Consider the following 688-nt stretch of genomic DNA (forward strand, 5'->3'; position numbering starts at 1 on the left):
CACAGATCGCGTTGGCCGTCGGGTGGTGTACCCGACGAACCCGTTAGGCGACCTGCTGCCCGATGATGGCACAGCCCTTCATGAGGGTGATCGCGGGTGGCTGACGAAAGTACCGGTCATCGAATGGCAACGCTTGCGCGAAGGCGACCCCAATCATCACCCGGTTGATCTGCCGTTTACGGCGTCCGACGGCCCCTGGCGCATGATCCACGGCGTCCCAGCCGGGTACTCCCACACACCCCAAGGCGCAGCCCTCGCCGCCATATGGGCGCTCAATATGACCGCTCTACCTGGTGAGGGCTTCGTGTCGATGCTTCACGCATATGGTGGCCCTGATGTGCAGGCGGAGCTAGAGGGCTACACCCTCAGCGATGAGCAGAAAGAAAACGCTGCCGTCTATGAGGGTGTTCCGGTTTTTCTAACCCCTCGCGCGTATCGGTTCCTTCATTACGACGGCGATACCGCGCTAGTGCAAATTGCTACAGGTCGCCGCGACACCATGACGGTTACTGAATTGTCCATGCTCTGGGACAAAAACGATCACACATGGCGGCTAACTAACGGTGCGGGTTCGGGTCGTGTCACCACTGCTGAGTTTGGTGAATGGGTGCGGCTATGAGGCGTATCGCGGCAGTCGCCGCTTTCATAGTTTTACTGCTCTCAGCGGCGCCAATCGCCACAGCACAAA

At 59.4% G+C, this 688-nt stretch carries 1 pseudogene; it reads left to right on the forward strand.

Annotated features, from left to right (window positions below):
• Positions 1 to 619: pseudogene (locus tag QWU44_RS11645) on the forward strand (hypothetical protein); the annotation flags it as partial.
• Positions 620 to 688 lie beyond the last annotated feature (69 nt).

The sequence above is a fragment of the Corynebacterium sp. CCM 9203 genome, from assembly GCF_041357675.1.
In the GTDB taxonomy this organism is placed as follows: Bacteria; Actinomycetota; Actinomycetes; order Mycobacteriales; family Mycobacteriaceae; genus Corynebacterium.